The organism is Allorhizobium sp. GW101-3B10 (assembly GCF_059424725.1).
Window position 1 is genome coordinate 1334097 of record NZ_JBWKZR010000001.1, and the last position, 25324, is coordinate 1359420.

General features: G+C 63.9%; 22 protein-coding genes and 1 riboswitch. Of the genes, 13 read left to right on the forward strand and 9 right to left on the reverse strand.

Annotation, left to right across the window (positions count from 1 at the left end; genetic code table 11):
* The first annotated feature begins 111 nt into the window (after window positions 1-111).
* Window positions 112-909, forward strand: a complete 798-nt coding sequence (locus AC07Y0_RS06375) for a M15 family metallopeptidase (protein ID WP_498675588.1) — start codon at window positions 112-114, stop codon at window positions 907-909.
* Between the two features lie 13 nt (window positions 910-922).
* Here AC07Y0_RS06375 and AC07Y0_RS06380 read toward each other — a convergent pair whose 3' ends face one another.
* The 4 genes from AC07Y0_RS06380 to fumC all read right to left on the reverse strand — a co-directional run bounded on the left by AC07Y0_RS06380 (window position 923) and on the right by fumC (window position 5665).
* On the reverse strand, window positions 923-1990 hold the full coding sequence (locus tag AC07Y0_RS06380; protein ID WP_498675590.1) for a GGDEF domain-containing protein: 1068 nt from the start codon (window positions 1988-1990) through the stop codon (window positions 923-925).
* A gap of 223 nt (window positions 1991-2213) precedes the next feature.
* Window positions 2214-3821 carry a fumarate hydratase gene (locus tag AC07Y0_RS06385; protein WP_498675592.1) on the reverse strand — a complete coding sequence of 536 codons (1608 nt, stop codon included), beginning with the start codon at window positions 3819-3821 and terminating at the stop codon, window positions 2214-2216.
* Window positions 3822-3927: 106 nt separating this feature from the next.
* Window positions 3928-4188: a ribbon-helix-helix domain-containing protein gene (locus tag AC07Y0_RS06390; protein ID WP_498675594.1), complete on the reverse strand. Its 261-nt coding sequence runs from the start codon at window positions 4186-4188 to the stop codon at window positions 3928-3930.
* Window positions 4189-4273: 85 nt separating this feature from the next.
* Window positions 4274-5665: a class II fumarate hydratase gene (fumC, locus tag AC07Y0_RS06395; protein ID WP_498675596.1), complete on the reverse strand. Its 1392-nt coding sequence runs from the start codon at window positions 5663-5665 to the stop codon at window positions 4274-4276.
* 155 nt (window positions 5666-5820) lie between these two features.
* On the opposite strand from fumC, the gene AC07Y0_RS06400 reads away from it, so the two are divergent.
* From AC07Y0_RS06400 to AC07Y0_RS06415, 4 genes are all read left to right on the forward strand, one after another.
* Window positions 5821-6153 carry an ArsR/SmtB family transcription factor gene (locus AC07Y0_RS06400; RefSeq protein WP_498675597.1) on the forward strand — a complete coding sequence of 111 codons (333 nt, stop codon included), beginning with the start codon at window positions 5821-5823 and terminating at the stop codon, window positions 6151-6153.
* Between the two features lie 11 nt (window positions 6154-6164).
* Window positions 6165-6659: an arsenate reductase ArsC gene (locus tag AC07Y0_RS06405; protein WP_498675599.1), complete on the forward strand. Its 495-nt coding sequence runs from the start codon at window positions 6165-6167 to the stop codon at window positions 6657-6659.
* Window positions 6660-6702: 43 nt separating this feature from the next.
* Window positions 6703-7749 carry an ACR3 family arsenite efflux transporter gene (arsB, locus tag AC07Y0_RS06410; RefSeq protein WP_498675601.1) on the forward strand — a complete coding sequence of 349 codons (1047 nt, stop codon included), beginning with the start codon at window positions 6703-6705 and terminating at the stop codon, window positions 7747-7749.
* 327 nt (window positions 7750-8076) lie between these two features.
* Window positions 8077-9951, forward strand: a complete 1875-nt coding sequence (locus AC07Y0_RS06415; protein ID WP_498675602.1) for a L,D-transpeptidase family protein — start codon at window positions 8077-8079, stop codon at window positions 9949-9951.
* 16 nt (window positions 9952-9967) lie between these two features.
* On the opposite strand, the gene gph is transcribed toward AC07Y0_RS06415, so the two are convergent.
* Window positions 9968-10651 (reverse strand): phosphoglycolate phosphatase, encoded by a 684-nt coding sequence (gph, locus tag AC07Y0_RS06420; protein ID WP_498680184.1) that lies wholly within the window; start codon window positions 10649-10651, stop codon window positions 9968-9970.
* 156 nt (window positions 10652-10807) lie between these two features.
* Between gph and rpiA the strand changes: the two genes are divergently transcribed.
* The 3 genes from rpiA to gor all read left to right on the forward strand — a co-directional run bounded on the left by rpiA (window position 10808) and on the right by gor (window position 13558).
* Entirely contained in the window at window positions 10808-11506 is a 699-nt protein-coding gene (gene rpiA / locus AC07Y0_RS06425; protein WP_498675605.1) for a ribose-5-phosphate isomerase RpiA, read from the forward strand.
* A gap of 18 nt (window positions 11507-11524) precedes the next feature.
* Window positions 11525-12052 (forward strand): DUF2059 domain-containing protein, encoded by a 528-nt coding sequence (locus AC07Y0_RS06430; protein ID WP_498675607.1) that lies wholly within the window; start codon window positions 11525-11527, stop codon window positions 12050-12052.
* Window positions 12053-12169: 117 nt separating this feature from the next.
* The gene (gene gor / locus AC07Y0_RS06435; protein WP_498675610.1) at window positions 12170-13558 is read left to right on the forward strand and encodes a glutathione-disulfide reductase; all 1389 of its coding nucleotides are present in this window, start codon (window positions 12170-12172) and stop codon (window positions 13556-13558) included.
* A gap of 545 nt (window positions 13559-14103) precedes the next feature.
* Here the strand turns inward: gor and AC07Y0_RS06440 are convergent.
* Entirely contained in the window at window positions 14104-14994 is an 891-nt protein-coding gene (locus tag AC07Y0_RS06440) for an alpha/beta hydrolase family protein (protein ID WP_498675612.1), read from the reverse strand.
* 265 nt (window positions 14995-15259) lie between these two features.
* Here AC07Y0_RS06440 and AC07Y0_RS06445 point away from each other — a divergent pair, with 265 nt between their 5' ends.
* Window positions 15260-16636, forward strand: a complete 1377-nt coding sequence (locus tag AC07Y0_RS06445; protein ID WP_498675614.1) for a class II 3-deoxy-7-phosphoheptulonate synthase — start codon at window positions 15260-15262, stop codon at window positions 16634-16636.
* A gap of 87 nt (window positions 16637-16723) precedes the next feature.
* Window positions 16724-17125 (forward strand): GFA family protein, encoded by a 402-nt coding sequence (locus AC07Y0_RS06450; protein ID WP_498675615.1) that lies wholly within the window; start codon window positions 16724-16726, stop codon window positions 17123-17125.
* Here AC07Y0_RS06450 and AC07Y0_RS06455 read toward each other — a convergent pair.
* Both AC07Y0_RS06455 and AC07Y0_RS06460 read right to left on the reverse strand, forming a co-directional pair.
* Window positions 17104-18030 carry a hypothetical protein gene (locus AC07Y0_RS06455; RefSeq protein ID WP_498675618.1) on the reverse strand — a complete coding sequence of 309 codons (927 nt, stop codon included), beginning with the start codon at window positions 18028-18030 and terminating at the stop codon, window positions 17104-17106. The genes AC07Y0_RS06450 and AC07Y0_RS06455 overlap by 22 nt on opposite strands.
* A 224-nt stretch (window positions 18031-18254) precedes the next feature.
* Entirely contained in the window at window positions 18255-20174 is a 1920-nt protein-coding gene (locus AC07Y0_RS06460; RefSeq protein ID WP_498680185.1) for an LTA synthase family protein, read from the reverse strand.
* Window positions 20175-20394: 220 nt separating this feature from the next.
* On the opposite strand from AC07Y0_RS06460, the gene AC07Y0_RS06465 reads away from it, so the two are divergent.
* The 3 genes from AC07Y0_RS06465 to bluB all read left to right on the forward strand — a co-directional run bounded on the left by AC07Y0_RS06465 (window position 20395) and on the right by bluB (window position 23940).
* Window positions 20395-22074: an NAD+ synthase gene (locus AC07Y0_RS06465; protein WP_498675620.1), complete on the forward strand. Its 1680-nt coding sequence runs from the start codon at window positions 20395-20397 to the stop codon at window positions 22072-22074.
* Between the two features lie 35 nt (window positions 22075-22109).
* Window positions 22110-22943: a TolB family protein gene (locus AC07Y0_RS06470; RefSeq protein ID WP_498675622.1), complete on the forward strand. Its 834-nt coding sequence runs from the start codon at window positions 22110-22112 to the stop codon at window positions 22941-22943.
* Between the two features lie 41 nt (window positions 22944-22984).
* Window positions 22985-23192: riboswitch (cobalamin riboswitch) on the forward strand.
* Between the two features lie 46 nt (window positions 23193-23238).
* Window positions 23239-23940: a 5,6-dimethylbenzimidazole synthase gene (gene bluB / locus AC07Y0_RS06475; RefSeq protein ID WP_498675624.1), complete on the forward strand. Its 702-nt coding sequence runs from the start codon at window positions 23239-23241 to the stop codon at window positions 23938-23940.
* A 178-nt stretch (window positions 23941-24118) separates the two neighbouring features.
* On the opposite strand, the gene AC07Y0_RS06480 is transcribed toward bluB, so the two are convergent.
* Entirely contained in the window at window positions 24119-25204 is a 1086-nt protein-coding gene (locus AC07Y0_RS06480) for a DUF2865 domain-containing protein (RefSeq protein ID WP_498675625.1), read from the reverse strand.
* Window positions 25205-25324 lie beyond the last annotated feature (120 nt).

Consider the following 25324-nt stretch of genomic DNA (forward strand, 5'->3'; position numbering starts at 1 on the left):
AAAGGCGTCGGCTCAGCTCCCTCTCTCGGCGGCGGCATGACGCATTGTCAGGGCCGGCCGCCCGTGCGACCCTTTGGCCGCGGGGCTGTGACAGCCAGCAAGGGGGAGCGGATGAAGCGTGTCGGGTCATTTGCACTGATGTGCCTGGGCTTTGCTCTGGCCGGTTCTGCGGCAGCGGCCGCCGACCTCGGGCTGGACGAGAAGCTGAGGCTGCTCGTGGCGGCCTATCCCGAGACGATCGCCGGCATCGAGGATGGTCGCCTGACCTTTCGAGACGGGGCTGAGCCCCTTCTGATCGACGACGGCAAGGCCAAGGACCATTTCACCAAGCTCGAAAAGGGCGACGTCGAGGACAGCCTTTCGCAGGATTATCCGGTCGGGCCGTGCGAAACCAAGCCGGCGGTCAATTTCGATCCCGGCCGCATCCGCAGTGATCCCTTGATGATGCGGCTCTACGGCGCGTCGGCCAGGGAGGTGGAGCGCTCGCTGGTCAAGGTGGCCTGGTTCGGCGAGAGCCTCCGGGTGACGAAGAGGCAGGGTGCGGCGGCGGCGCTGGAAAAGGTCCGTGACGAACTCAAGTCAAAACCCGAGCTGAAGAAATACCTCGCGCCTTCGGCCGGCACGTTCAACTGGCGCAAGGTGGCGAACGCCTCCAACATGTCGGTCCACAGTTTCGGCGCGGCGATCGACATCAATACCAAGTTCGCCGACTACTGGATCTGGTCCGGCGGCAAGCCCGGCAAGGTGCCGAACTATGCCAACAAGTTCCCGATGGCGATCATCGACGTCTTCGAGCGCCATGGTTTCATCTGGGGCGGGCGGTGGTATCACTACGACACGATGCACTTCGAATACCGGCCCGAATTGATCGCAATTGCCAAGGCCGGCGGCGTTTCGGCTTGTCCGTAAGTGCTCCGACGAGCTACCGTTTGTAGATCAGCCAGCTCTTGGTGAAGTCCTTCTTCATGCCGTCCTCGAAGATCTTCGTGCGGTTGCGGCCGGCATTCTTGGCGCAGTAGAGGGCGATGTCCGACTTGGCGTAGAGTTCGCCGGGATCCTCGGCGTCGCCGGCCATGCAGAAGCCGAGCGAAAGGGTGATCGGGCCGTAGTTGACGCCGGTGCGCGAGTTCTTGAAGGGCGTCGCCTCGAGCGAGGTTCGGACGCGCTCGCACATCTGGTTGACCTCTTCGGCGGTATTGCCCTCGATGATGACGGCAAACTCCTCGCCGCCGGTCCGGGCGACAAAACAATCCTTTCGGACGTTGCCGCGGATCACCGTGGCCACGGTGGCGAGGATCTTGTCGCCGACGGGATGGCCATACGTATCGTTGATCTTCTTGAAATTGTCGATGTCGGCCAGAACCAGGGCGGTCAGCGGCGCGCTCGTCGTCGCATTGTAGATCGATGCCAGGCGCTCGTCGAAGGCGCGGCGGTTGGCGATGCGGGTCAGCGAGTCGGTGTTGGCGATGCGCTTGTATTCGTCCAGTTCCTTGCGGACCTGGTCCATCTCCTGGGACTTCTGGCTGACCTGCTCGACCGTCTGGGAGCCGTGGGCCATGGTGTCGCCGGTCGCGTCCGACAGGAGGGTGATGGCGCTGCGCAGGATGTCGGCGCTGGTGTTGTTCTTCGAACTGATGCGGGTATAGGTTTCGCCGAGCAGCTTGTTGTAGCTCTCGAGCGATGTCTGTTCCTGTTTCAGCAGCCGCAGCAGCCCGTCGAGTTCGGTGATGATCTTGGAATGGACATTCTCGATCACCCGGCTCTGGTGATTGCCGAAATATTGCTGGCCGAGTTCGTCCAGCTCCTCCTGGGTGGCCTTGCTGCCGAGCGCGGCAAGCTCCTTCGTCAGGGTCGGATTGGAACCGATATAGGCTTCGTAGAAGAGTTCATAGTTCCGCGGAATGGGGGCGACGCCCATCGTGCGCATGGCATAGGTGATCTGCGCCGCTATGTCGGGAATCTGCGCCTTCGGCGTCGTTGCCGTGTTCATCGGCGAACTCCATTCATCTCTCGGATCCACGATCCTTTCCAATAGTTAGACGAAAATTGTTTGGAAATATTTAATGCCGGACACCCCTGAAATAGTCGGCGATATTTTGCAGTGCTTGCACCGATGTTTCGCAACACGCTGAAATTGCAGACGAAACGTCCCGCGTAAAAAAGGGGGCGGCTCTTCCATGCCGCCCCCGACGTTTACTTTTTTGCTGTCCGGCTCAGCCGAGGTTGAATTCCTGGAAGAAGTCGTTGCCCTTGTCGTCGGTGACGATGAAGGCCGGGAAGTCGACGACTTCGATCTTCCACACCGCTTCCATGCCGAGTTCCGGATATTCGAGAACCTCGACCTTCTTGATGCAGTCCTGGGCAAGGCGCGCGGCGGGACCGCCGATCGAGCCGAGATAGAAGCCGCCGTGCTTCTTGCAGGCCTCGCGCACGGCGCGCGAACGGTTGCCCTTGGCGAGCATCACCATCGAGCCGTCGAAGGACTGGAACTGGTCGACGTAACTGTCCATGCGGCCGGCGGTCGTCGGGCCGAAAGAGCCGGAGGCATAGCCGGCCGGGGTCTTGGCCGGGCCCGCATAGTAGACCGGGTGGTTCTTCAGATAGTCCGGCATGCCTTCGCCCTTTTCCAGCCGCTCGCGGATCTTGGAATGGGCAAGGTCGCGGGCGACGATGATCGTGCCGGTCAGCGACAGGCGCGTCTTGACCGGATGTTTGGTCAGCTCGGCGAGGATGGCGCTCATCGGCTGGTTGAGGTCGATCTTGACGACGGCGGAGGACAGCGCTGCCTCGTCGATCTCCGGCATGTATTTCGACGGATCGGTTTCCAGCTGTTCGATATAGATGCCGTCCTTGGTGATCTTGCCGAGCGCCTGGCGGTCGGCGGAACAGGAGACGCCAAGGCCGATCGGCAGCGAGGCGCCGTGGCGGGGCAGGCGGATGACGCGCACGTCATGGCAGAAATACTTGCCGCCGAACTGCGCGCCGACGCCGAGCGACTGGGTCAGCTTGTGGATTTCCTGCTCCATCTCAAGATCGCGGAAGGCGTGGCCCGATTCCGAGCCTTCGGTCGGCAGGCTGTCGAGATAGCGGGCCGAGGCGAGCTTGACCGTCTTCAGGTTCATCTCGGCCGACAGGCCGCCGATGACGATCGCCAGATGGTAGGGCGGACAGGCCGCCGTGCCGAGCGACAGGATCTTGTCCTTCAGGAACTCGATCATCCGGTCGTGGGTGAGAAGCGAGGGCGTGCCCTGGTAGAGATAGGTCTTGTTGGCCGAGCCGCCGCCCTTGGCCATGAACAGGAACTTGTAGGCGTCCTCGCCTTCCTCGTAGATGTCGATCTGGGCCGGCAGGTTGGTCCTGGTGTTCTTTTCCTCGAACATCTTCAGCGGCGCCAGCTGCGAGTAGCGCAAATTCTTGCGCTCGTAGGCATCCATCACGCCCTTGGCGAGCGCCACCTCGTCGCCGCCCTCGGTCCAGACGCGGCGGCCCTTCTTGGCCATGATGATGGCCGTCCCGGTGTCCTGGCACATGGGCAGCACGCCGCCTGCGGCAATGTTGGCGTTCTTCAGCAGGTCATAGGCCACGAAGCGGTCATTGTCGGTCGCCTCGGGGTCCGAAAGGATCGAGGCGAGCTGTTTCAGATGGCCCGGACGCAGCAGATGGTTGATGTCGGCAAAGGCCGTCTCGGCGAGCAGGCGCAGGCCCTCCGGATCGACGGACAGGACGTCCTGGCCCTTGAAGCTGTCGACGGATACGTAGTCGGAGGAAATCTTGCGGTAGGGGGTGGTGTCTTCGCCGAGGGGAAAGAGAGCGTCAGCCATCAGTCAAAAGCCTTTCGGAGGCAGGTTGTCGGATGGCGGTGGTGTAAGGCGGCGGACGTTAAATTTCAATGATTCTAAAGAGGGAGGCCGTATGGGGCCATCCCGCTCAGGCGCGATCGCCCAATGTGCGCAGGAAGTCCGCGGCATGGACATTGTCGCGGCCCCTCAGGGCGATGCCACGCTCATAGGCCTTCTTGAGTTCCAGTTCGAATTCCCGCTGATTGAAGGCCGACTGCCACATGGCCAGCGCCTCTTGCACCAGTTGGCTGGCATTGTCGTAACGTCCCGCGCCGACCAGCGCCTCGACCCGGGCGACGACGTCCGGATCGAGATAGACCGTCAGTGGTTGTTTGGCGGGTTGCAGCATGTGCGCCACATTAGCGGATTACGAAGGAAAGCGGAATTCCCCGTGCGTATGCATGTGGAAGCTTGCAGCGGCCGCCATAGCGTTGTCACTTCGGCCCGATCATCAACTCCGGCCGCACCAGTTCGTCGAACTCCTCATTGCTGAGATAGCCGCCGCCGACCGTTTCCTGGCGCAGCGTCGTGCCGTTCTTGTGGGCGGTCTTGGCGATCTTGGCGCAGGTGTCGTAGCCGAGACGGGTGTTCAGCGCCGTGACCAGCATCAGCGAGTTCTCCACGCCCTTGCGGATGTTGTCCTCGCGCGCCTCGATGCCGACGACGCAATTGTCGGTGAACGAGCGGGCCGCATCGCCGAGCAGTTGCACCGACTGGAGGAAGTTGTAGGCCATCATCGGATTGTAGACGTTGAGTTCGAAGTGCCCCTGGCTGCCGGCGAAGGTGATGGCGGCATTGTTGCCGAAGATATGGGCGCAGACCTGGGTCAGCGCCTCGGACTGCGTCGGGTTGACCTTGCCCGGCATGATCGACGAACCCGGCTCGTTTTCCGGCAGCGACAGTTCGCCCAACCCTGCGCGCGGGCCGGAGCCGAGGAAGCGGATGTCATTGGCGATCTTGAACAGGGCGGCAGCGGCGGCGTTGATCGCACCGTGGGCAAAGACCATGGCGTCGTGGGCGGCGAGCGCCTCGAACTTGTTCGGCGCGGTGACGAAGGGCAGGCCGGTGATCCCGGCGATCTCTTCCGCCACCTTTTCGGCAAAGCCGACCGGCGCGTTGAGCCCGGTGCCGACGGCGGTGCCGCCTTGGGCCAGTTCGTAGAGACCCGGCAGCGTCAGCTCGACCCGCTTGATCGCCGAGGCGACCTGGGCAGCGTAGCCGGAGAATTCCTGGCCGAGCGTCAGAGGCGTCGCGTCCTGCGTATGGGTGCGGCCGATCTTGATGATATGAGCGAAGGATTTCGCCTTGGCATCAAGGGCTTCGTGGAGGTGCTTCAGATCGGGAATCAGGTGGCGGACGATCTGTTCGGCGCAGGCGATGTGCATGGCCGTCGGATAGGTATCGTTCGACGACTGGCTCATGTTGACGTGGTCGTTGGGGTGAACCGGCTTTTTCGAGCCCATCACGCCGCCGAGCATCTCGATCGCCCGGTTGGAGATCACCTCGTTGGCGTTCATGTTGGACTGGGTGCCGGAACCGGTCTGCCAGACGACGAGCGGGAAATGGTCGTCGAGCTTGCCGTCGATCACCTCCTGCGCCGCCTTGACGATGACCTCGCCGAGGCTGGGATCGAGCCCGCCGAGCGCCATGTTGGCGCGCGCCGCCGCCTGCTTGACGATGCCGAGCGCACGCACGACGGAGAGGGGCTGCTTTTCCCAGCCGATCTTGAAATTGCCGCGCGAGCGCTCCGCCTGGGCGCCCCAATAGCGGTCGGCGGCGACGTCGATCGGGCCGAAGGTGTCGGATTCGGTACGGGTATTGCTCATTGTGCTGGCCTTGCTCTCGAACAGTTTCGTGACGGGATAATTAGTCTTCGTCGGGTTCGGTGCAATGGCCGGCTGAATTTTTGAGTGCGAAATTCATGTTAAATTTTCGCGGTGCGGCCTCTTGTAAACTTCGATAATTCATGATTTCTGGAAATATGGATACGAAACAGACTCTCGACGCGCTTTCGGCGCTCGGCCATGACGGACGGCTGGCGATCTTCCGCTTGCTGGTGCGCCACGCGCCGGACGGCCTCAACGCCGGCGACATTGCCGTCGCGCTCAACTTTCGCGCCAACACGCTCTCGGCCAACCTGACCGTGCTGGCCAATGCCGGCCTGGTGAGCAGCGAGCGTGAGGGCCGGCATATCCGCTATCGCGCCGATCTCGAGGCGATGCGCGCACTCATGGCCTTCCTGCTCGAGGACTGCTGCGGCGGTTCGCCCGAGCTGTGCCGGCCGATACTTGAAGAAATCACCTGTCGCTGCTGAAGGTCCCTCCGATGACCCAAGATCATTTCAACGTGCTGTTCCTGTGTACGGGCAATTCCGCCCGCTCGATCCTCGCCGAAGCCTGCCTCAACCGCGAGGGGCGGGGACGCTTCACCGCCTATTCCGCCGGATCCCATCCGAAGGGCGAGGTCCACCCGATGGCGATCGACCTGCTGAAGCGGGCGAACCACGATGTCTCCGGCCTGCGCTCGAAGAGCTGGGACGAGTTTGCCGTGCCCGGCGCGCCGCAGATGGATTTCGTCTTCACGGTCTGCGATTCGGCTGCCGCCGAATCCTGCCCGGTCTGGCCCGGCCAGCCGATGACCGCCCATTGGGGCGTACCCGACCCGGCGGCCGTCGAGGGCACCAACACGGAAAAGGCGCTGGCCTTTGCCGACACCTACCGCATGCTGAACAACCGCATCTCCATCTTCGTCAACCTGCCGATCGCAAGCCTTGACCGGCTCGCGCTGCAGAAGCGGATCAGCGACATCGGCAAATCCTAAAGGCGCGCTGGCGCACCCTTACTTCAACGATCGGCGTTTGCTCATGTCCTCGACTTCGTCTCCGTCTCCGCTCGGATTCTTCGAGCGCTATCTGTCGCTGTGGGTAGCGCTGTGCATCGCGGCCGGCGTCGGCCTCGGCTTGTCCTTTTCCAGCCTGTTCCAGGCGGTGGCGGCGATCGAATATGCCAGCGTCAATCTGGTCGTCGCGGTGCTGATCTGGGTGATGATCTACCCGATGATGGTGAGCATCGACTTCGACTCGCTGAAGGATGTCGGCCGCAAGCCCAAGGGGCTGTGCGTGACGCTGGTGGTCAACTGGCTGATCAAGCCTTTCACCATGGCGATCCTCGGCGTGCTGTTCTTCCAGTATGTCTTCGCGGACCTCGTCTCCCCGGAGGATGCCAAGGAATACATCGCCGGCATGATCCTGCTCGGTGTCGCGCCGTGCACGGCCATGGTCTTCGTCTGGAGCCAGCTGGTGCGCGGCGATGCGAATTACACGCTCGTGCAGGTCTCGATCAACGATCTGGTCATGGTCGTCGCCTTCGCCCCGATCGCCGCCTTCCTGCTCGGTGTCACCGACGTGACGGTGCCGTGGACGACGCTGCTGCTCTCCGTCATCCTCTACGTGGTCATTCCGCTCGCCGCGGGCTATCTGACACGTCGCCGGCTCGACGCACGGCATGACGGTGAGGCCATTGCCCGCTTTATTGCGCAGTTGAAGCCGTTCTCGATCGTTGGGCTGCTGGCGACCGTCGTGCTGCTGTTCGGCTTCCAGGCCGAGACGATCGTCTCTTCGCCCTTGGTCATCGTGCTCATCGCCATACCTTTGCTGCTGCAGAACGCGCTGATCTTCGTCATTGCCTATGGCTGGGCTTATCTCTGGCGGCTGCCGCACAATGTGGCGGCGCCGGCCGCGCTGATCGGAACCTCGAACTTCTTCGAACTGGCGGTTGCTGTCGCCATCAGCCTCTTCGGCCTCAATTCCGGCGCCGCCCTGGCGACCGTCGTCGGCGTTCTCGTCGAAGTGCCCGCCATGCTGGTGCTCGTGGCCGTGGCCAATGGCACGCGGCGTTATTTTCCCGCCTGAGCGGGGAACGGGCGATCGAGTGGTCGTGCGACGTGTCATATATGGCACGCGGCCGGGTAAAATCGTGCGGCCGATCTCGCTCGCATTTGCCTGTGCGCAACCTTTTGTCGGCCGGTAAAGGAAAATTTAACGAGTATTTTCATTAAAGTCGGCTTGAGTGCCGGCGTGCCGGCATCCGCGGACTCACGCAAATTTGAAACCGGTTGGCTTCGGCGCCGAAGCGTCGGCAACTTTTCAATGATATGCCTTTGGGCTAGTGATCCGCACCATGAACGGCGGCGGCCCCGGGCGCCGCTTCGCGACGACAGATCTGGAACGAGTGCGAGAATGACAAAGTACAAGAAGATCGCGGCGACGGCAGTGCTGGCTGCGATGACGAGCCTCAATGCCTTTCCCCAGGCGGCTGAGGCGGCCACGCTTCTCGATCTGCTGCGCGGCGGGCCGGGCAAATCCAGCCCGAGGTCCGGCATGGGAACGATCTTCGAGCCCCAGGCCCGGGGTGGGCTGGAAATGGGCGATCCGGAGCCGTTGCCGAAGGTCGCCGGTCCGCGCTACTACACCTACAAGGCAGAGGCTACGCGTCCTGTCGCGATCAAGGCGCCGACGGTTCCGGCCGCCCCGGATGTCAATACGACAAGCCCGGCCGTTGCCAGCGACCAGCCGCAGGTGCGCCGCTTTCTCGCCGAGACCGGCGTACGCGCACCGGACGAAATCGCCGCAGCCGTGGAAACCTACTACAAGGACAACAAGCCGCTGATCTGGGTCACCGATGCGGGGATCACCGATCGGGCGCGCCAGGCCATGCAGGGCCTGAGCCAGGCTGGCGAAGCCGGACTTGCACCGGATGATTACGCAGTCGCACTGCCGGCAGAGGCCGCCGATCCGGCCGACCCGGACAAGCTTGCCCGCGAGCTTGCAAGGTTCGAAGTGGCGCTCTCCGCCAAGCTCCTGACCTACGCCACCGACACGGCGCGCGGCCGGATCGATCCGAATAAGATCTCCGGCTATCACGACTTCAAGCGCAAGGCGGTCAACCTGAAGCCCGTCCTCAACATGCTGCGGCTGAGCCCGGATGTTGCCGCCTATCTGCGTTCGCGCGATCCGGACAATGCGCAGTTCCAGGCAATGAAGGCGGAGCTGGCGCGCCTGCGTGCGGCCGACAGCCAGGCGGGCGCCCGGGTCGAGATCGCACCCGGCACCCTGCTGAAGCCCGGCCAGAGCAATCCGGAACTCGCCAACATCCTGGCGGCGATCCGAACCGAAGGCTCGGAGGAACTCAAGGCGACCCACGCGGCGGTGCTGTCCGCCTATACCGGTGCACCGGAATACACGCCCGAGCTGGTGGCCGTGGTCGAGGCCTTCCAGAAGGAAAGGGGCCTGAAGCCCGACGGCGTCGTCGGCCGCGCGACCATCCGTCAGCTGACCGGCCACAGCAATGCCGAGAAGATCGACAAGCTCGTCATTGCCATGGAACAGCTGCGCTGGCTGCCGGACGATCTGGGCCAACGCTACGTCTTCATCAACCAGCCGGCCTTCACGGCCTATTATGTCAACGATGGCCGCGAGCAATTGGCCATGCGGGTGGTCGTCGGGTCTAAGTCGAACCAGACCTATTTCTTCCAGGACCAGATCGAGACGGTCGAGTTCAACCCCTATTGGGGCGTCCCGAAGTCGATCATCGTCAACGAAATGCTCCCCAAGCTTCGGGCCGATCCCAGCTATCTGGACCGGCTCGGCTATGAGGTGAGCTATGGCGGTCGCAAGGTCTCGTCGAGCCAGGTCGACTGGAACACCACTCACAGCGTCGATGTCCGCCAGCCTCCGGGCAGCGACAACGCGCTCGGCGAGTTGAAGATCCTGTTCCCGAACACGCACTCGATCTACATGCACGACACGCCGTCGAAGAGCTTCTTCCAGCGCGACATGCGCGCACTCAGCCATGGCTGCGTGCGCCTGGCCGAGCCGCGGGTGATGGCGGCAGCTGTAATGGGCACGACGACGGCCGAGATCGCCAAGCAGATCGCGTCGGGTCAGAACCGGGCGGTGCAGGTGCCGCAGAAGATCCCGGTCTACGTGGCCTACTTCACCGCCTGGCCGAACAAGGACGGCGGGGTCGATTATTTCGACGACGTCTACGGCCGCGACGATTCGACCCGCAAGGCCTTCAAGGCGACCAGCGACGCACGGGCGCCGCGCGGCTGATGTTTGAGGGCGGGTGTCAGGCCCGCCCGATCAGCTCCGACAGCAGCGACGGCGTCAGTTCGTCGAAATGGCGGATCAGCCGGTCGGCGCCGAGTTCCTCGACCGGACGATCGGAATAGCCGAAGGGCACGACGACGGACGGGATGCCGGCGTTCCTGGCGGCCAGGATGTCGTTGATGCTGTCGCCGACCATGACGGCTTGGCCGGGATCACCGCCGGCCCGCTCGATCGTTGCCGTGAGATGGCCCGGATCGGGCTTGCGCACGGCAAAGGTGTCTCCGCCGGCAATCGCCGCAAAATGATGGGTGAGGCCCAGCTTCTCGATCAGCGGGACCGCCAGTCCCTCCATCTTGTTGGTGCAGACGGCGAGCCGGAAGCCGGCCTCCCGCAAGCGCCCGAGCGCATCGACGAGACCCGGATAGGGCTGGCTCTCGCCAGGCATGCCCGCCGTGTAGTGATCGATGAAGCGGTCGAGCAGGGGCTGGAGCTCCTCCTCGGCAAGCGGCACGCCGCGCAGCGCGAAGGCGCGTGCGATCATGGCGCGGGCGCCGTGGCCGACCAGATGGGTCAGGTCCCCGTAGCCGACCGGCGACAGGCCGGCGACGGCGATCGTATGGTTCAGGCTGGAGACAAGGTCCGGGGCGGTATCGACGAGCGTGCCGTCAAGGTCGAAGACGATCGTGGGGGCTTTCAAGGGCAGGCTCCGTCTCTGGCTGATGGAACGCGGGAATACACTAGCCGGGTAGGCGAAATACCGACAAAAGGCAACCGATACGGCGCTATCGGAAAGGGGCTTTCGTTTGCCCGGCGAGGCGTGTAAACAGCTGACGACGAAACGGACAGGAGCTTTTGGCGCATGGACGCCCGCGAGATGAAGATAAAGGCTGCGGCTGCGGCTTTGGAGCATGTCGAAGACGGAATGCGTCTCGGCATCGGCACCGGTTCTACCGCGGAGGAGTTTGTCCGGCTTCTGGCGGAAAAGGTGGCCGGTGGCCTGAAGGTCGAGGGCGTGCCGACTTCGGAACGCACGGCGCGGCTGTGCCTGGAACTCGGCGTGCCGTTGAAGTCGCTCGACGAGCTTCCGCAACTGGATCTCACCATCGACGGCGCCGACGAAGTCGACGCGCAGCTTCGGCTGATCAAGGGTGGCGGCGGCGCCCTGCTGCGCGAGAAGATCGTGGCGGCGGCCTCCGAACGCATGATCGTCATTGCCGACGAAAGCAAGGTCGTCGATGTCCTCGGTCGCTTTCCGCTGCCGATCGAAATCAATCCCTTCGGCCAGGCTTCGACGCGGATCGCGGTGGAAAAGACGGCCGAGCGCCTCGGTCTGACCGGCGAACTCAAATTGCGCGCTTCCGGCGACGGGCTCTTCACCACAGACGGCGGCCACCTCATTCTCGACGCATCATTTGGCCGCATTCCTGATGCAGAGGCCTTGGCCATGGCGCTCAACACCATCCCCGGTGTGGTCGAGCACGGGCTATTCATCAATCTGGCCTCGCTTGCCATCATCGCCGGACCGGCGGGTGCGCGGGTCATGGACGCAAAGAACTAAACAGGAGCAATGGATTTCATGGTCAAATTTTCGGGTTTGGGGCGTTTCGCTTCTGTCACCGTCATTGCCGGCGGCCTCTTCATGGGTTTTTCCGCCCAGGCGCAGGAAATCTCGGCTGAACACGTCCAGGCGGCGCGTGCCGCAGTCACCGCGCTCGGCGCGACCGACCGCCTCGACAACATCCTGCCGAACATTTCGGATCGTCTGAAGACCCAGCTCATTCAGGCCTATCCGAACCTCGAGGACAAGATTTCGGCAACCGTCGATGCCGAGGCCCTGAAGCTCGCACCGCGCCGCGGCGACCTCGAGCGCGAGGCGGCCCTGGTCTATGCCAAGGCATTCACCGTCGAAGAGCTCAATGCCATGACGGCCTTCTACACCAGCGAAGCCGGCAAGAAACTGCTCAAGGACGGCCCGATCGCCATGCGCGAGCTGATGAAAGCCGCCGACATCTGGACCGCCGGCGTCGCCCGCGACCTGGAAAAGCAGGCCAACGAAGCCATGCTCAAGGAAGTCGGTGCCACGCCTGCGGCCCCCAAGCCCTGAGCTCAGCCGCTTCTTGAGAAATGCAAAGCCCGGACACGTTCCGGGCTTTTATTTTGGTGACACCGCATCCTATATCAGGGCCACCATCCGTACCGATGATTTGCAGGGAGATACGCCATGTCCGATTTTGACTATGATCTGTTCGTGATCGGTGGCGGCTCCGGCGGGGTGCGCAGTGCGCGTGTGGCCGCATCGCTCGGCAAGAAGGTCGCGATCGCCGAGGAATACCGCTTCGGCGGCACCTGCGTCATCCGTGGCTGCGTGCCGAAGAAGCTGCTCGTCTATGCGTCGCAGTTCCACGAGCATTTCGAGGATGCGGCAGGCTATGGATGGACCGTCGGCGAGACCCGTTTCGACTGGCCGACGCTGGTTGCGGCGAAGGACAGGGAGATCGCCCGGCTCGAGGGTCTCTACCGCAAGGGGCTGGACAATGCCGGCGCCGAGATCATCGAGACGCGCGCCGAACTGGCCGGCTCGAACAGCGTGCGCCTGCTGAAGTCCGGCAAGATCGTCACCGCGGAAAAGATCATCATCGCCGTCGGCGGCGCGCCCAATCCGCATGCGGCGCTGCCGGGCCACGAGCTTTGCATCTCCTCCGACGAAGCCTTCGACCTGAAGGAACTGCCGCGTGCGATCGTGATCGCCGGCGGCGGCTATATCGCCGTCGAGTTCGCCAACATCTTCCACGGTCTCGGCGTCGAGACGACCCTGATCTATCGCGGCGCGGAGATCCTGAGCCGCTTCGACCACGACATGCGGCGCGGCCTGCATGAGGCGATGGAGGCCAAGGGTATCCGCATCCTGTGCCACGACATCATCGAACAGGTGAGCAAGGGTCCCGATGGCCGCCTGGTGGCGGCGACGAAGAACAGCGGCGAACTGGTTGCCGACCAGGTCATGCTCGCGCTCGGCCGCGATCCCTATACCAAGGGGCTCGGCCTCGAGGCAGCAGGGATCGAGACCAACGAGCGCGGCGCGATCATCGTCGACAAGTACTCGCGCACCAATGTGCCGAGCATCTTTGCACTCGGCGACGTCACCGACCGCGTCCAGCTGACGCCGGTGGCGATCCACGAGGCGATGTGCTTCATCGAGACCGAGTACAAGAACAATCCGACCTCTCCGGACCACGACATGATCGCCACGGCGGTGTTCTCGCAGCCGGAGATCGGGACAGTCGGTCTGTCGGAAGAGGACGCGGCCAAGCGTTTCGGCGACCTGGAGGTCTACCGCGCCCAGTTCCGGCCGATGAAGGCGACGCTTTCCGGGCGCAGCGAGAGGACCATCATGAAGCTGATCGTCAATGCCGCCGACCGCAAGGTCGTTGGCGCGCACATCCTCGGTCACGATGCCGGCGAGATGGCGCAGATCCTCGGCATCACGCTGAAGGCCGGCTGCACCAAGGACGACTTCGACCGGACGATGGCCGTGCATCCGACCGCGGCAGAGGAACTTGTGACGATGTACAGCCCGAGCTATCGGATCCGGAACGGCGAGCGGGTGTAGGTGGGGCGAGCTGGCATCCGCCGATGGAACGCTTGGCTCAGAACGAAAAATGCCCCGTCGATGACGGGGCAATTCGTGCGGAAGGAACTTCGGACAAGCGTAGTCTTGCCGGTCTGACGATGCTCAAACGCCGGAACGCCGCGCGGGTTCCGTCGAGTGCGAAAAATCTTTTCAGGTGAAGGCCAGAACCGGTGCCGCCAGCACCATCAGCCCGAGACAGGAGGCGATTGCAAATTTCAGCCGCCGCATACGCCTGGTACGAACACCACTCCAATCATACGCCATAGCACAGATCCTCATGATCGTTACTGATACGCGGGAGCAGCCCACGCCGTCCCCGAAGGCAGGTACAATATCTGCCCAACCCCGCTGTAGCGGTCGAGACTGGCGCGAAGCTTGTCTAAACAAACTTCCTGACGCAAGCGGTCAGCTCGCATCCGAAGGTTAGAGTATGACAATTTTTCGATGAACACCAGCCTCCATCACCACGCGGACGAAAGGGGAGAATCTGTCGCATTAATCGGTTGAAATGCGGGCCGCCGGTTTCAGGACGCGATCGCCGACGATGAAGAGGGAACGTCGCTCAGCCAGTCTACGGCCGGTTTCCACAGGCTGTCGCGGAAGGCCGGCCGGAAGAAACCGAGATGGCCGATCGGCTGGCCGGCCACCGCCGGCGAAACGCGCATCCGCTCGACGGGCGCGTTCACGTAGGCCTTGAGGATGGCCTCCTGGGCCTTCGGCGTGCCCCACACGTCGTCTTCGACGCCGATCGACAGGATGGGTGTGCGCACTTCGGCGAAGCGCCGGGCGGCATCCATCTTGGCGTCGGCGAAGAAATAGTCCGGCGAGCGGCCCCAACGCGCCCATTGGCGGAAGACGGTGCCGGGCAGGGTCTGCCCGAGCCCGATCCAGCCCGGAACGCGGCCGGTCAGCAAAGCGAGGGGAACGCCAACGAGGTTCATCGAGGCAAAAACCTTGTAGGGCTCGGCGGTGTAGGCCCAATGGCCGGACATAACAGCGACCATGAGATAGCGGTCGAAGCGGTTGGCGCGGCCGCAGAGCCCGAGCCCCTGGCCGCCGAAAGACTGGCCGACGCCGACCATGACATGACCCGGCGCGACGCTTTCCAGACGATCGACCGCCGCCGCCATGTCCTTTTCCGCCCAGTCGGCCATGCTCGGCCGTTCCTTCCAGCTGCGGGGAATGCGGGAGCCCGCGACACCGCGGTAGTCATAGGTCAGCGCCGCACGGAAGCCGCGTTCGGCCACTAGGTGTTCGGCGAAGCGCGCGTAGATGCCGCGCGGTACGGCGGCGGCGGATGAAATCAGGGCGAGGGGGCCGTCGCCATGCCCGCGAAACAGGGTGCCAGTGAGTGGAAAGCTGTCTTTCGCGGCAAATGTGATGTCTTCGCGCGCGACGGCGGTCCGGTCCTGCATGGCTGAACTCCTCCATCTCCCACGCCCAACGACGAAAAATCTTACGTTTACGTCCATGTAAATGCAAGTCCGAGGATTTGGGCCAACAGGGGGCGGCTGATCTGGTCCGAGGGCAGAGCGCGGGGTGTCTTTTTCGCCGCCCCGGCAGAATCGTTGCCGGTGGCCCTTCAAGTTCGGCTTTGCAAGGCAAATATAAGGGTCTATAAGCCCCCGATCCAAAGCGGCCGGGAGGAGGCCGTCCTATTTCGAACAGCAGGTGACGATCATGGCACAGAATTGGACCCCGAGCAGCTGGCGCAGCAAGCCGATCAAGCAGGTTCCGGCCTATCCGGACATGGGCGCCCTTGCCGATGCCGAAGCGCGTCTCGCCAAGTTTCCGCCGCTCGTCTTTGCCGGTGAAGCCCGTCGCCTGACCAAGGCGCTCGGCAACGTGGCCGAAGGCAACGGTTTCCTGCTGCAGGGCGGCGACTGCGCCGAGAGCTTTGCCGAACATGGCGCGGACACCATCCGCGACTTCTTCCGCGCCTTCCTGCAGATGGCCGTCGTGCTGACCTTTGGCGCGCAGCTGCCGGTGGTCAAGGTCGGCCGCATCGCCGGCCAGTTCGCCAAGCCGCGCTCGTCCGACTTCGAGAAGCAGGGCGACGTCGAGCTGCCGAGCTATCGCGGCGACATCATCAACGGCATCGAGTTCACGCCGGAATCGCGCATCCCCAATCCAGATCGCCAGATCATGGCGTACCGCCAGTCGGCGGCGACGCTCAACCTGCTGCGCGCCTTCGCCATGGGTGGCTATGCCAATCTCGACAACGTGCACCAGTGGATGCTCGGCTTCGTCAAGGACAGCCCGCAGGCCGAGCGCTACCGCAAGCTCGCCGACCGGATTTCCGAGACCATGGATTTCATGAAGGCGATCGGCATCAGCTCGGAGACCAATCCGAGCCTGCGCGAGACCGATTTCTTCACCAGCCACGAGGCGCTGCTTCTCGGCTATGAAGAGGCGCTGACGCGCGTCGATTCCACGTCCGGCGACTGGTATGCCACGTCCGGCCACATGATCTGGATCGGCGACCGCACCCGCCAGGCGGATCACGCGCATCTGGAATACTGCCGCGGCATCAAGAACCCGCTCGGACTGAAGTGCGGTCCGTCGCTGCAGGCGGACGATCTCCTGAACCTGATCGACATCCTGAACCCGAACAACGAGGCCGGTCGTCTGACGCTGATCTGCCGTTTCGGTCACGACAAGGTTGCCGAGCACCTGCCGCGCCTCATCCGCGCGGTCGAGCGCGAGGGCCGCAAGGTCGTGTGGTCCTGCGATCCGATGCACGGCAACACGATCACGCTCAACAATTACAAGACCCGTCCGTTCGAGCGGGTTCTGTCGGAAGTCGAGAGCTTCTTCCAGATCCATCGTGCGGAAGGAACGCATCCGGGCGGCATCCATATCGAGATGACCGGCAACGACGTGACGGAATGCACCGGCGGTGCGCGTGCGGTCACGGCGGAAGCCCTGCAGGATCGCTACCACACCCATTGCGACCCGCGTCTCAATGCCGACCAGGCGCTCGAACTGGCCTTCCTGCTCGCAGAGCGGATGAAGGGCGGCCGCGACGAAAAGCGGATGATGGTCGCAAACGGTTGAAGCTAAGCTTCAGATAAGCGCATTTGACCGACCGGGCCGGCTTCCCCAAGCTGGCCCGGTTTCGTTTTGCCAGATCGGGGGTATCGAATGGACGAGTTGAGAACCGGGGCCTGCCTGTGCGGTGCCGTCCGCTTCCGCACGCGTGGGCCGGTTCGCGAGGTCGTGTTCTGTCATTGCTCGCAATGCCGGCGTCAGACCGGCCTCTACTACGCCGCGACCGACGTGCCGCGCGATCACATCCAGCTGACGGGCGAGGGCATGCTCGGATGGTACCGGTCGAGCGAGGGCGCGCAGAGGGGCTTCTGCAGCCGATGCGGTTCGGCACTTTTCTGGCAGCGCGACGGCAGCGACCAAGTCTCGGTCATGGCGGGGGCGTTCGACGAGCCGAGCGGGCTGGTCGGCGGCTATCACATATTCTGTGCCGACAAGGGTGAATTCTACGCGATCGATGACGGTCTGCCGACCTATCAGGCCGGCAAGCCCACCTGAAGAACCGGCTGCGGGCGAGGTGCCTGCAGTGCCGGCAGGGTGATGCCAAGCTCGCCGGTCGCATGGTGGAACGCTTGTTCGAGAGCCGCGAATTTCGCCGACTGCCATGTGAAGTAGTCGCTGACGAACGGGCGCGACAGCCAGAGCGAACCGCGCCGGCGCGGCAATTGCCAGCCCAGCAGACCGTCGATCTCGGCCTTCTTGAACATGCGCTTCAGGTTCGTGGCGGAGATCATGTAGACCTCGCTCAGTTCCGGCAGCGACAAGGGGCCGACATCGATGCGTTCCTGATCGGCCAAGGTGCCGGGAATGCGGGCGATCAGATCGTGGAGAACCATGCCACCGAGATCCGACCACAGGAAGTGGCCGATGCTGTCGGGCGGATCGCGCCAGGTGGGATCCTCGACCAGATGGGCGGCGGCAAAGGGCTGCGCGATGCGGAAGATGCGCGGATCCGCGGCGGCGGTCTGCTCGCGCACTCCGCCGTCCAGCCGGTCGAGACAGGCCATGTGTCCCATGAACCAGGATGCCATCGCCCCATAGGCGGATTCGGTCGTTTCCAGCACGCGCACGCGGCGGTCGGGCACATCGGGGATGTCCCGCAGGAACTTGTAGGCGACCAGTTCGGCGAGGAAGGCCGTCGCCGTGTTGCGGCTTGCCGCGCCGAGCTTCATGACGATCTCGACGAAGCGGGTCGCCGTCAGCCCGGACAGGGGGTCGTCGTCCCGGCGCTGGAGGGACAGGGCAAACAGCGAATGGGTCATCAGCCATTTGCGATGCGAGGCCTTGAGCCGCGACAGGCGCGGCGTGCGCAGGTGTATGCCGATCAGGTGTTCGGCGATCTGCTTCTCGATTGTCGGGAACAGGGGGTGGCCGGCAATTTCGGCGCGGGTCAGTGGCCGCATGGCTGGTCTACGCTTTGCTAAAGGTCTTTGATGTTCGGGTCGGCCTGCATCCGGCCGGCATTCCTAAAACGGAATGACGACGCGGCAATGGAGCCTAGCTGCTGGCTAGACAAATTTCTTATCCGTTTTGTGTCAATGGCCGGTTTACGTCATCGACGCAAGGCGGGGAACGGAGATCGGTCACCGGAGGTATTGCGGTCGGTTGTCCTGCAACCGCCGACGCCTCAGCTGGCCGGTGCCTCCATGCGCTCCGCCTGCTCGGGGAAGAAGCGCTCCGTGCCAAAGCCCTCGCCGAACATCTGGTCGTGCTGGAGATAGCGGTAGTCGCGGATCAGCGGATCGATCGGCGCACCGGAGGTCGCCCAGTCGGGGTGGGGCCGGTCGTTGCGCTCGATCAGCTGGTGCCGGTCCACGACGGCATAGCGTTCGTGCAGCCGGCCGAGAACGCCGGTGTAGAAGGCGTGCCGGTAGCCGGCGAGGCGCACCACGTAATAGGGCAGTTGCGACGGGCTGATCGAGCCCAGGTCCTTCTGCACGCCGCGCTTCGACGACCAGACCACCAGCGGCGTCTCATGCTCGCGCTTCATCACGCCGACGGAGGCCTTGCGGGTGGCGACGACGTCCGGCATGTAGCCGGTCTCGGTATAGACATTGCCGAGCGGCGGCAGGTGGTCGCCGAAAAGCACGATGATCGTCTCGCGGCGGCGCTTCTTGGCCCAGTCCATCAGTGCCTTGAGGCTGCTGTCGGCTTCGCGCACGCCCTGGGCATAGGTCGCCAGGCTGTCGCGGTTTTCCGGCGCAAGCGCTGCAGACTGCACGTTGATGGTGTTCTTCGCATAGCGGTTCTTCTCGTAGGGTCCATGGCCCTGGAGGGTGACGGCGAAGAAGAAGAACGGTTCCTTGGTCTGGTCGGCCGAACGGATGATCTCCTTCGTCAGTGCGTCGTCCGAGGTGAACAGGCCGCGCTTGTCCATGACGGGCATGTTCTCTTCCGACATGAAGGACTGGAAGCCGAGCGACTGGTAGACATTGGCCCGGTTCCAGAACCAGCTCTGGAACGGGTGGAAGGCGCGCGTCGTATAGCCCTTCGAGGCGAAGAAGGTGGCGAGCGAGGGCAGGGGCCGGCGCACATACTGCTGATAGGGAATGCTGCCATAGGGCAGGAAGGCGTTGGAGAAGCCGGTCAGTGCCTCGAATTCGACATTGGCCGTCATTCCGCCGAACTCCGGCGAGAACAGGTTGCCCGAGGAATTGGCGCGCATGGTCGGCATCGGATCGGGCGAGAGCGCGGCGTTGTTGAGGCGTGTCGGATCCCACAGCGACTCGCTCATGACCATGATCACGTCGGCGTTGCGGCCGCCGAAGAAGGTCGAAGGCAGCCGCTCCGGCGCGATGTCGGCGATCACGTCAGGGCCATAGCCGCCCGGCGCCTGGACATTGGCCATCGGCACGTTGAAGGCGAAGGCGAGCAGGAAGCCGTTGTGGCGATAGTTCTCCTGCTGGTCCCACATCATCGGCACGATGTTCAGCCGGTCGCGGACATAGGAGAACGAGTTGGGATCCATGAGCGACAGGAAGCCGCCGATCAGGGGCAGGGAGACGAGGAGCCGGAAAAGCTTCGACGGCGCCGAGAGCTGCGGAAAGTGGCGGCGTCCGAGCACGAGCAGATAGCCGAGCAGCGCGAGCAGGGCGAGCACACCAAGGACCAGGCCGATCGCGGCGAAGGGCCGGGCGGCGAACATCACGGGCACGAGTTCGCCGATCTGGCGGCCGAACAGCATGTCGCTCGGATAGAGCGGATCGGAGAGGTACTGCTGCTTCTGCATCGACAGGAAGGCCGGCAGGATCGCCAGCGGCACGAGGATCAGCGCCGACTGGTAGGCCCGGCCGAACAGCGCGTCGGCGGCGATGAAGAGCAGGAAGAGCGCCAGCACCGCGACCATGCCGGGACGGGCCGTGGACAGAAGGTAGTCGGAGACGTCGATCAGCGTGCCGCGCGCCAGCCATTCGGTGACGATGATCGTCAGAAGCGCCAGCACCAGCGAATTGACGAGTCTTGCCGCGGCGCGGAACGCGCGGGCGCGCTGTTGTGAACGTGTGCCATTTTCACCCTGAAGGGCGACGTTTGCGCCCGCAATGGACATTCCAGGCTCGGAGATAATCTCAGCCAACGCGCTCTCCAGCAATCGACAAGAAGCTTAACAGAAGTTTCACATAGCTGTCACATAGTCGTCATGAACGCTAGATGAACCAAGCCGTGCGGTGCCTTGTTCCTGCGATTTTCAACACCGTTTGTTGCAGCGCGGCACGCCCCTTTCGCACGCCGACATTGCGGAGGCGAGCGGCACGCGCTAAACGAGGGTCATGAGCGATATTCAGACCCGATCCGACACCCTCCGCATTGCCATTGCGCAGCTCGATCCGACTGTCGGCGACGTCGCCGGCAATCTTGCCAAGGCCCGGGACGCGCGCGCCGAAGCCGCATCCCAGGGCGCCGATCTGCTGCTCCTCACCGAGCTTTTCATTTCCGGCTATCCGCCGGAGGATCTGGTGCTGAAGTCGGCCTTCCTGAAGGCGTGCCGCACGGCGGTGGAGCAGCTTGCCGCCGATACCGCGGATGGCGGGCCGGGCGTGGTGATCGGCTTTCCGCGCGAGGATGAGAAGGGCCGCTACAATTCGGTCGCGGTGCTGGACGGCGGCAAGATGATTGCCACGCGAGACAAGATCGATCTGCCGAACTACGGCGAGTTCGACGAGAAACGCGTGTTCAGCGCCGGCGAGATGCCGGGGCCGGTCAATTTCCGCGGTATCCGCCTCGGCATTCCGATCTGCGAAGACATCTGGGGCGATCTCGGCGTGTGCGAGACGCTGGCCGAATCCGGTGCCGAGATCCTGCTGGTGCCGAACGGATCGCCCTACTTCCGCGAGAAGGTCGACATCCGCCACCAGGTGGCGCTGAAACAGGTGATCGAGAGCGGCCTGCCGCTGATCTACGCCAACCAGCTGGGCGGCCAGGACGAACTGGTGTTCGACGGCGCGAGCTTCGGCTTCAATGCCGACAAGACGCTGGCCTTCCAGATGAGCCAGTTCGAATCCACCCTGTCGGTCACCACCTGGAAACGGGCCGCGGACGGCTGGCGCTGCGGCGAGGGGCCGATGTCGCGCATTCCGGAAAAGGAAGAGGCCGACTATCGCGCCTGCGTGCTGGGCTTCCGCGACTATGTGAACAAGAACGGTTTCAAGAGCGTCGTGCTCGGCCTCTCGGGTGGCATTGATTCGGCCATCTGCGCGGCGATCGCCGTGGATGCGCTGGGCGAGGAGCGGGTGCGCGCCATCATGCTGCCCTATCGCTATACCTCGAAGGAATCGCTCACTGACGCTGCCGCCTGTGCCAAGGCTCTCGGTTGCCACTACGACACGGTACCGATAGGCGAGCCGGTCGACGGCTTCCTCTCCGCGCTTTCCGACATGTTCGAGGGCACCGAGAGCGGCATTACGGAAGAGAACCTGCAGAGCCGTGCCCGCGGCACCATCCTGATGGCGATCTCCAACAAGTTCGGTTCGATGGTGGTGACGACCGGCAACAAGTCGGAAATGTCGGTCGGTTATGCGACGCTCTACGGCGACATGAACGGTGGCTTCAATCCGATCAAGGACCTCTACAAGATGCAGGTCTATGCGCTCGCCGCGTGGCGCAACAAGCATGTGCCACCGGGCGCACTCGGCCCGTCGGGCGAGGTCATCCCGGCCAACATCCTCTCCAAGGCGCCGTCGGCCGAGCTTCGGCCCAACCAGACGGACCAGGATTCGCTGCCGCCCTATCCGGTGCTGGACGACATCCTCGAATGCCTGGTCGAGAAGGAAATGTCCGTCGACGAGATCGTCGCGCGCGGCCATGAGATCGCGACCGTGCACCGCGTCGAGCACCTGCTCTATCTCGCCGAGTACAAGCGCCGCCAGTCGGCGCCGGGGGTGAAGATCACCCGCAAGAATTTCGGCCGCGACCGGCGCTATCCGATCACCAATCGTTTCCGCGACCGCTGACAGAGGCGGTTGCCGGAACTTCCAGGGAGCGAGCGATGCGGAGTTCCGTGGAGATCTTCAATATTCGCAGTGGCGCCCGGCGCGTCGTATGGCAGACGGAGCGACTGGTCGAGGCGCCCAACTGGAGCCCCGACGGCGCATCCCTCATCATCAATGGCGAGGGATTGCTCTATCGCCTGCCGGCAGACGGCAGTGCCGCGCCGGTGCAGATCGATACCGGTTTTGCCACCGCCTGCAACAACGACCATGGGATCTCGCCCGACGGCCGATGGCTCGTCGTGTCGGACAAGGTGGAGCACGGCAAGTCGTGCATCTACATCCTGCCGGCCGGGGGCGGCACGCCGCGCCAGGTGACGCGTAACCTGCCGTCCTACTGGCACGGCTGGTCGCCGGACGGCCGCACGCTCTCCTACTGCGGCATTCGCAACGATGTCTTCGACATCTACACGATCTCCGTCGATGGCGGAGAGGAGACCCGGCTGACCTTCGGCGAAGGGCGCAATGACGGACCGGATTATTCGGCGGACGGCCGATGGATCTATTTCAATTCCAGCCGCTCGGGGCGGATGCAGATCTGGCGCGTGCCGGCCGAGGGTGGCGCCGCGGAGCGGGTCACCGATAGCGCATTCGGCGACTGGTTCCCGCATCCGTCGCCGAAGGGCGACAAGGTCCTGCTCTTGTCCTACGACCCGGACGTCTTCGACCATCCGCGCGATCTCGACGTGCGGCTGCGGCTGATCGATCCGGACGGGAGCAATCCGGAGACATTGTTCGAACTGTTCGGCGGGCAGGGCACGATCAACGTCCCGTGCTGGTCGCCCGATGGCAACGAATTCGCTTATGTCCGGTATTTCCCGGCGGTCGTTTAGGCAGAGACGAGCAAGCCGTCTTGCCTTCGGGCGGCGATGCTGTAGACATTCTCCGGTCAGGTGCCTGCCCTCGTCGGGGCGGGAGAATCGGGAAGCCGGTGGAATTCCGGCACGTGCCCAACGCTGTGAGGTGGATGCCTCGCGCCAACGAACCGGAGGCGGTTCGAGCCACTGGCCCTTCGGGCCGGGAAGGTCGGCGCGATGCAGACGAAGCCCAGTCAGAAGACCGGCCTGGCAAGATAGGCTTAGCCTGCGAGGACAGCAGGCGGTCGGACGCATTGTTGGGGATATGACGATGCACGACGAACCGAACGACCATCTCGTCCGGGCCGGCGCCTTTTCCGTGGAAGAGCGCGAGGCCGTCTACCGGGCGATCCGGACCCGCCGCGACGTGCGGGACCAGTTCCTGCCCGATCCTCTGCCCGAAGACCTGATCGCGCGCCTGCTGGACGCCGCCCACAGCGCGCCCTCGGTCGGCTTCATGCAGCCGTGGAATTTTCTCCTGGTACGGGACGCCGCGCGCCGCGAGGCGGTGTGGCGGGCCTTCGCCAGGGCCAATGAGGAAGCCGCGGCCCTGTTCGACGGCGAGCAGCGCGAGACCTATATGCGGCTGAAACTCGAAGGCATCCGCAAGGCGCCGCTCGGCATCTGCGTCACCTGCGATCCGACCCGCGGCGGACCCGTGGTGCTGGGGCGCACCCACAATCCCCGCATGGACAGCTATTCGACCGTGTGCGCCGTGCAGAACCTCTGGCTTGCCGCGCGGGCCGAGGGGGTAGGCGTAGGTTGGGTGAGCATCTTTCATCAGGACGATGTGCGCGCCGTGCTCGGCATTCCGGCCCATGTGGAAGTGATCGGCTGGTTCTGTGTCGGCTATGTCGACCGGCTCTACGACCAGCCGGAACTGGCGCTGAAGGGCTGGCGGCAGAGGCTGCCGATCGATGAACTCGTCTTCGACGAGGTCTGGGGAAATCTCCGGCCGCCCGAAGCGACCTAGGCTTTTGGTCGTATCTTGTGGCAGTCAACGGGAACCGCAGCGCATCCGCCCGGCGCGGCCGCACGCCGCGTGATCGAACCGATTTTCCAGGGAAACGTCAGAGGGCCGGGCTCTCGCCCGGCCGTTTGCGTTCGGCTGGCGGGGAGGCGGCGGCCGGTCCTTGCGGCCGGCGGCGCTGCTATTGCTGAAGCGGCTGGGGACCCGGCAGCGCCGGATTGCGCAGATCGATGTCGCTGGTTGCGGACGGCAGGAAGGTGGGGCCGACCTGGCGCACGGCGGCAGATTGCGGGTCATAGGCCCGATCCTGCGGCATTGCGGGAGTGGACCGCGCGGGCAGGCCATCGGCTTTCGCGGTCGCCTCGGCCGAGCGGCCGATTTCGATGACTGCCTTGTTGTTGCCGCCGGCATTGCCCTGCGCCGACTGGCCCTGCATCCGGCGATAGTAGCCGGCGAGGTCGCAGCCGCAGGACGGATTGTCGCCGCGCGATCGGTTCAGGTAGGCGAAGGCGGTCGGCAGCATCCGGTAGGGCTGGCCGGTCTCGGCCGACACCATGTCGGCGCTCTCCTCGGTGCGCATCGAATGGTAGAAGAGCTCCGTCTCGGTCTCCGGACACATCTGTTCGCAGATCTGCGCGTCACGCCGGAAATTGAGCGGCGAGGTGTTCGACGAGATCGGGAAAAAGGCGCCGTCGCAGGTTCGCACACACAGCGTTCTGAGGCTGCCGTGCCCGGTGAACGTCTGGAATCGGCCCGCGCGGCTCGCCTCGCTCATCGGCTCCGTGGTTTCGAGCGGCCGGCCGAGCGTTCGGGGCGGCGCCATCGGCATGTCCGTCGGACCCGGCTGGTCCGTGTTGCAGCCATTGGCCTCGAGTGCCTCCAGAAGACGTTGGCGCGTCTGATTGGCGCCGGTGCCTTCCTGGCGCAGCGCGTCGCGCTTGCCGGCGAGCATCTGCTTGTTGCTTTCCATGCGGGTCAAGGCGGTGGAGAGCTCGCCGCACTGGCTGGTGCCGTCAGCCCGGTATTCGACGACCGCTCCGTCGCAGCGCAGACGCCGCATGTCGTAGCGGACCTTGCGGATTTCCAGGTTCTGCCGGGCGATGGCGCTCGCATAGCGGCGCATCTCGCTCGTGTCGGCAATCACTTCCGGCTGGGATGCGAGCCGCAGCCGCAGGCTTTCGCACACGACCGACGCCTGCGCAGCAAGCGGCTGGCAGGCAAACACGACGGCAAGCGTCAGGAGCAATCGATGTCTGCGATGGTGCAAGTCGCGTCCCCGGTCGGCGTCGGTCCTTGTACGGATTACTGGTGAGCCTATAGGCATTTTCACCTTAGTTTGCGAGGGACAAAGCGCCAAACAGGAACACAAATCTGTGTTAACGCAAAG

Coding starts and splice junctions, on each gene's coding strand:
- AC07Y0_RS06405 (WP_498675599.1), top strand. CDS start 6,165: ATGACCCAAGATCATTTCAACGTGCTGTTCCTGTGTACGGGCAATTCC.
- fumC (WP_498675596.1), bottom strand. CDS start 5,665: ATGAGCAATACCCGTACCGAATCCGACACCTTCGGCCCGATCGACGTC.
- AC07Y0_RS06470 (WP_498675622.1), top strand. CDS start 22,110: ATGCGGAGTTCCGTGGAGATCTTCAATATTCGCAGTGGCGCCCGGCGC.
- AC07Y0_RS06385 (WP_498675592.1), bottom strand. CDS start 3,821: ATGGCTGACGCTCTCTTTCCCCTCGGCGAAGACACCACCCCCTACCGC.
- AC07Y0_RS06460 (WP_498680185.1), bottom strand. CDS start 20,174: ATGTCCATTGCGGGCGCAAACGTCGCCCTTCAGGGTGAAAATGGCACA.
- AC07Y0_RS06390 (WP_498675594.1), bottom strand. CDS start 4,188: ATGCTGCAACCCGCCAAACAACCACTGACGGTCTATCTCGATCCGGAC.
- AC07Y0_RS06430 (WP_498675607.1), top strand. CDS start 11,525: ATGGTCAAATTTTCGGGTTTGGGGCGTTTCGCTTCTGTCACCGTCATT.
- AC07Y0_RS06400 (WP_498675597.1), top strand. CDS start 5,821: ATGGATACGAAACAGACTCTCGACGCGCTTTCGGCGCTCGGCCATGAC.
- AC07Y0_RS06380 (WP_498675590.1), bottom strand. CDS start 1,990: ATGAACACGGCAACGACGCCGAAGGCGCAGATTCCCGACATAGCGGCG.
- AC07Y0_RS06465 (WP_498675620.1), top strand. CDS start 20,395: ATGAGCGATATTCAGACCCGATCCGACACCCTCCGCATTGCCATTGCG.
- AC07Y0_RS06415 (WP_498675602.1), top strand. CDS start 8,077: ATGACAAAGTACAAGAAGATCGCGGCGACGGCAGTGCTGGCTGCGATG.
- AC07Y0_RS06450 (WP_498675615.1), top strand. CDS start 16,724: ATGGACGAGTTGAGAACCGGGGCCTGCCTGTGCGGTGCCGTCCGCTTC.
- gor (WP_498675610.1), top strand. CDS start 12,170: ATGTCCGATTTTGACTATGATCTGTTCGTGATCGGTGGCGGCTCCGGC.
- rpiA (WP_498675605.1), top strand. CDS start 10,808: ATGGACGCCCGCGAGATGAAGATAAAGGCTGCGGCTGCGGCTTTGGAG.
- AC07Y0_RS06440 (WP_498675612.1), bottom strand. CDS start 14,994: ATGCAGGACCGGACCGCCGTCGCGCGCGAAGACATCACATTTGCCGCG.
- arsB (WP_498675601.1), top strand. CDS start 6,703: ATGTCCTCGACTTCGTCTCCGTCTCCGCTCGGATTCTTCGAGCGCTAT.
- AC07Y0_RS06375 (WP_498675588.1), top strand. CDS start 112: ATGAAGCGTGTCGGGTCATTTGCACTGATGTGCCTGGGCTTTGCTCTG.
- bluB (WP_498675624.1), top strand. CDS start 23,239: ATGCACGACGAACCGAACGACCATCTCGTCCGGGCCGGCGCCTTTTCC.
- AC07Y0_RS06455 (WP_498675618.1), bottom strand. CDS start 18,030: ATGCGGCCACTGACCCGCGCCGAAATTGCCGGCCACCCCCTGTTCCCG.
- AC07Y0_RS06445 (WP_498675614.1), top strand. CDS start 15,260: ATGGCACAGAATTGGACCCCGAGCAGCTGGCGCAGCAAGCCGATCAAG.